Here is a 3,431-nt window from a genome sequence, read left to right on the forward strand (position 1 = left end):
GCCCTCCGTGCTGCTCCATTTCGGGTGTGCCTTTGCAGCACCTCCAGAGGCCATCCGCGTCGGCGGCCTGGGGGGATGTGCATGGTCTGGACCCAACCATCGTGCAGCGATGTCGACGTGAGTGCGCAAGCACTCGAATCGCGTGAAGACACAACCGAAATGGATCATGGCCCGATGGTGGAATCGGCAGACACACCGCGTTCAGGGCGCGGCGACGCAAGTCATGGGAGTTCGACCCTCCCTCGGGCTACCAGTCAGATTCAAGGGTGTCTAGCTCAACTGGCAGAGCGCCGGTCTCCAAAACCGGAGGTTACAGGTTCGACTCCTGTGATGCCCGCCAAGTTCGCATCAATTGCTTTTCACAAACTGCCCGTATAGCTCAGTTGGCAGAGCACCATTTTTGTAAATTGGTTGTCGTCTGTTCGAATCAGACTGCGGGCTTCATCAGCATCACGTCGGATTCGTCTAGCGGCTTAGTTAGGACACAAGGTTTTTTATCCTTGTAGACATGGGTTCGAATCCCGTATCCGACTCCAGTCACAGACGATTCAATCGTCAAAACAGTATCGCGGAGTAGGGGAGCCTGGTCGTCCCCGCTGGCCTCATAAGCCAGAGATCGGTCGGTTCGAATCCGCCCTCCGCAACCAGATGAAGGCGCTTAGCCAAGCGGTCTACGGCACTGGGTTTTGATCCCAGCATTCCAAGGTTCGAATCCTTGAGCGTCTGCCATTCATCAACACCCCTCGGAGCGTGGCGCAGCTGGAAGCGCACCTGGTTTGGGACCAGGGGGTCGCAGGTTCGAGACCTGCCGCTCCGACCATACAAGAAGCGAGACTGGGCGATGCGAATCGCCCTCTCGCGGAAACCGGCCCGCAAAGATTGGGCGGCACCGGAACCCGTACCGCATCAGGAGCATTGGCCGAGAGGTTAAGGCACCGACCTGCTAAGTCGGGACTGCGAAAGCGGTWGGTCGGATCGATACCGACATGCTCCGCCAGATTCCCGGGGATGTAGCTCAGCTGGGAGAGCACCTGCTTTGCAAGCAGGGGGTCATCGGTTCGATCCCGTTCATCTCCACCAACTCATTCTGCTCCGTTAACTCAGTGGCCAGAGTGCCTCCCTGTCTAGGAGGAAGCCGGGGATTCGACTTCCCCACGGGGCGCCACCCATCATGCCGAGATAGCTCAGACGGTAGAGCGTCGCGTTGAAAGCGCGAGCGTCGCAGATTCGATTTCTGCTCTCGGCGCCATCATCACCGGAAGACTGGCAGAGCGGTCTATTGCGCCTGGCTTGAACCCAGGTTTCGAGGAAGCCCCTCGGTCGCGGGTTCGATCCCCGCGTCTTCCTCCACCCCTTTTGTCTATCTGCGGAGAAGTGCCAGAACGGTCGAATGGCCCGCATTGGAAATGCGGTGGTCGCAGGGATGCGGCACAGGGGTCCGAATCCCCTCTTCTCCTCCACCCCATCAACCTGACCTGGATGCGTGCCCGAGTGGTCTAAGGGGCCTGCCTCGAAAACAGTGCTGCCGGGCGCAAGCTCGGCTCGAGAGTTCGAATCTTCTCCGCATCCGCCATCTTCCACAACCTCTTTCCCTCCTGCGTTAGCTCAATTGGATAGAGCACTGGCCTACGAAGCCGGGGGTTGCACGTTCGAGCCGTGTGCGCAGGACCACCTACCTTGGTTCGTGAGCAGAGCTGGCTACTGCACGGGACTGTAAATCCCGCGTCCTTCGGGACATGCTTCGTTCGAGTCGAAGACGATCCACCACCCCACGCGGGCCTGGCCGAGCGGCTCAGGCGGCGCCCTTCCAAGGCGTACAGGCGAGTTCGACCCTCGCGGCCCGCTCCATCAACATCTCCCAAGGAGGACACCATGGAACCGCGAATTCTCACGCGCGACGCATTCCGCGCCGGCGTGTTCTCCAGGGATGGACACCGCTGCGTCTTCTGCGAGCGGTCGGCCGTGGATGCCCACCACATCCTCGAGCGCCGGCTCTGGGCCGATGGCGGCTACTACCTTGCGAACGGGGCGTCCGTTTGCGAGGAGCACCACCTGGCCTGCGAGATGACGACCATCTCGGTGGACCAGGTGCGCGAGGCCTGCGGCATCCGCAAGCCCGTCATTCCGTCGCACCTCTACGACGACCAGATCTACGACAAGTGGGGCAACCCGGTCATGGCGAACGGCACCAGGTTGAAGGGGGAGCTCTTCTTCGACGACAGCGTGCAGAAGATCCTGGCCTCCGGCGGCGTGCTCGGCGACTTCAGCGACCGGATCAAGTATCCGCGCACGCACCACGCCCCGTGGTCGGAGGGCATGCACGGACGATCGGAGGATCGCCAGCATGGATGCCTTCGTCGGGAAACGCGTCATCGTGACCGAGAAGAAGGACGGCGAGAACACGACGCTCTACGCGGACGGCATGCATGCCCGCTCCGTCGACGGCCGGCACCACGACAGCCGCAACTGGGTCAAGGGCATGGTCTGGGCCCGGATCGCCGGCGACCTGCCACCGGGCTGGCGCGTGTGCGGTGAAAACCTCTACGCACGGCACTCGATCGAGTACGAGAACCTCCCGAGCTATTTCATGGGGTTCTCGATCTGGGACGAACGCAATACGCGCCTGGGCTGGGACCAGACCCAAGAGTGGTTCGAGCTGCTCGGCATCGTCAGCGTGCCGGTGCTCTACGACGGCATCTACGACGAGCACCTCATCCGCTCGCTGTATGACAGCAAGCGAGACTGGGCGCGCAGCGAAGGCTACGTGGTCACCGTCACCGATGCCATCTACTACGGACAGTTCCGCACGCATGTCGCCAAGGTGGTTCGCGCCAACCATGTGCAGACCACCGCGCACTGGATGCATGGTCAGCGGATCGTTCCGAACGGCCTGGCACGCATCGCATCGGAAGCGGTTCCGGCTCGGCTGTGATGGCCGGGCCGGCGCCCCCTCTCCACCAGTTTATAACGAGGTAGCCAAGCGGTCGAAGGCGCCGGTTTGCAAGTCCGGTGAGCGTTGCTCCACATGGGTCCGAATCCCATCCTCGTTTCCATCTCACCAACCGGCCCTGCTAGCTCAACTGGATAGAGCAGCCGCCTTCTAAGCGGCAGGTGGACCTTCAACTGGTCCGCGGGGCACCAGGATTTAGCCGGCGGCGCGACTTGCGTCACTAAAACATCACACCGCGATCACCGATATCCGGAGATCATTCGTTCAGATCGGAGGACTCCACATGCGACTCACCACCAGCCATCGCCGGCCGGCGAACCGCACTGCGGTGCCAGCCTCCAAGCCCCGCAACCCTGTTGTGCAGGCCGTCGTTCACGGCTTTGGCACGATGACCGGGCAGCGCCATCGAGACGCCGAGCGCGCTCGTGAGCGCTTCGAGAAGCTCGACTTCGATCAGCGCGTGCGCGAGATCGGCGAGTGG

Annotated in this window: 3 protein-coding genes and 19 tRNA genes; 20 read left to right on the forward strand and 2 right to left on the reverse strand. The window is 61.9% G+C overall.

Annotated features, from left to right (window positions below; all coding sequences use genetic code 11):
• Positions 1-168: 168 nt before the first annotated feature.
• The 17 genes from AC1DY5_RS47770 to AC1DY5_RS47850 all read left to right on the forward strand — a co-directional run bounded on the left by AC1DY5_RS47770 (position 169) and on the right by AC1DY5_RS47850 (position 1,848).
• Positions 169-253 (forward strand) — tRNA-Leu (locus AC1DY5_RS47770).
• 11 nt (positions 254-264) lie between these two features.
• Positions 265-340 (forward strand) — tRNA-Trp (locus tag AC1DY5_RS47775).
• A gap of 28 nt (positions 341-368) precedes the next feature.
• Positions 369-441: transfer RNA gene (locus tag AC1DY5_RS47780), tRNA-Thr, on the forward strand.
• A gap of 13 nt (positions 442-454) precedes the next feature.
• Positions 455-536 (forward strand) — tRNA-Lys (locus AC1DY5_RS47785).
• A 31-nt stretch (positions 537-567) separates the two neighbouring features.
• Positions 568-647, forward strand: a tRNA-Met gene (locus tag AC1DY5_RS47790).
• 5 nt (positions 648-652) lie between these two features.
• Positions 653-729 (forward strand) — tRNA-Gln (locus AC1DY5_RS47795).
• 15 nt (positions 730-744) lie between these two features.
• A tRNA-Pro gene (locus tag AC1DY5_RS47800) sits at positions 745-820 on the forward strand.
• Between the two features lie 89 nt (positions 821-909).
• Positions 910-997, forward strand: a tRNA-Ser gene (locus tag AC1DY5_RS47805).
• Positions 998-1,004: 7 nt separating this feature from the next.
• A tRNA-Ala gene (locus tag AC1DY5_RS47810) sits at positions 1,005-1,080 on the forward strand.
• Positions 1,081-1,089: 9 nt separating this feature from the next.
• Positions 1,090-1,165 (forward strand) — tRNA-Asp (locus tag AC1DY5_RS47815).
• Positions 1,166-1,173: 8 nt separating this feature from the next.
• Positions 1,174-1,249: transfer RNA gene (locus AC1DY5_RS47820), tRNA-Phe, on the forward strand.
• Positions 1,250-1,257: 8 nt separating this feature from the next.
• Positions 1,258-1,350, forward strand: a tRNA-Ser gene (locus AC1DY5_RS47825).
• Positions 1,351-1,368: 18 nt separating this feature from the next.
• A tRNA-Ser gene (locus AC1DY5_RS47830) sits at positions 1,369-1,460 on the forward strand.
• Between the two features lie 17 nt (positions 1,461-1,477).
• Positions 1,478-1,573: transfer RNA gene (locus AC1DY5_RS47835), tRNA-Ser, on the forward strand.
• A gap of 21 nt (positions 1,574-1,594) precedes the next feature.
• A tRNA-Arg gene (locus tag AC1DY5_RS47840) sits at positions 1,595-1,671 on the forward strand.
• Positions 1,672-1,679: 8 nt separating this feature from the next.
• Positions 1,680-1,767, forward strand: a tRNA-Tyr gene (locus AC1DY5_RS47845).
• Between the two features lie 6 nt (positions 1,768-1,773).
• Positions 1,774-1,848: transfer RNA gene (locus AC1DY5_RS47850), tRNA-Gly, on the forward strand.
• A gap of 302 nt (positions 1,849-2,150) precedes the next feature.
• Here the strand turns inward: AC1DY5_RS47850 and AC1DY5_RS47855 are convergent.
• Positions 2,151-2,318 (reverse strand): hypothetical protein, encoded by a 168-nt coding sequence (locus AC1DY5_RS47855; protein ID WP_478121369.1) that lies wholly within the window; start codon positions 2,316-2,318, stop codon positions 2,151-2,153.
• A gap of 26 nt (positions 2,319-2,344) precedes the next feature.
• On the opposite strand from AC1DY5_RS47855, the gene AC1DY5_RS47860 reads away from it, so the two are divergent.
• The 3 genes from AC1DY5_RS47860 (at position 2,345) to AC1DY5_RS47870 (ending at position 3,141) form a co-directional block, all read left to right on the forward strand.
• Entirely contained in the window at positions 2,345-2,932 is a 588-nt protein-coding gene (locus AC1DY5_RS47860) for an RNA ligase family protein (RefSeq protein WP_478121370.1), read from the forward strand.
• A gap of 34 nt (positions 2,933-2,966) precedes the next feature.
• A tRNA-Cys gene (locus AC1DY5_RS47865) sits at positions 2,967-3,053 on the forward strand.
• 12 nt (positions 3,054-3,065) lie between these two features.
• A tRNA-Arg gene (locus AC1DY5_RS47870) sits at positions 3,066-3,141 on the forward strand.
• A 65-nt stretch (positions 3,142-3,206) separates the two neighbouring features.
• Here the strand turns inward: AC1DY5_RS47870 and AC1DY5_RS47875 are convergent.
• Positions 3,207-3,431, reverse strand: a 225-nt coding sequence (locus AC1DY5_RS47875; RefSeq protein ID WP_478121371.1) for a hypothetical protein, incomplete at its 5' end; no start/stop codon positions are given.

The sequence above is a fragment of the Variovorax sp. P4_D9 genome, assembly GCF_056401695.1.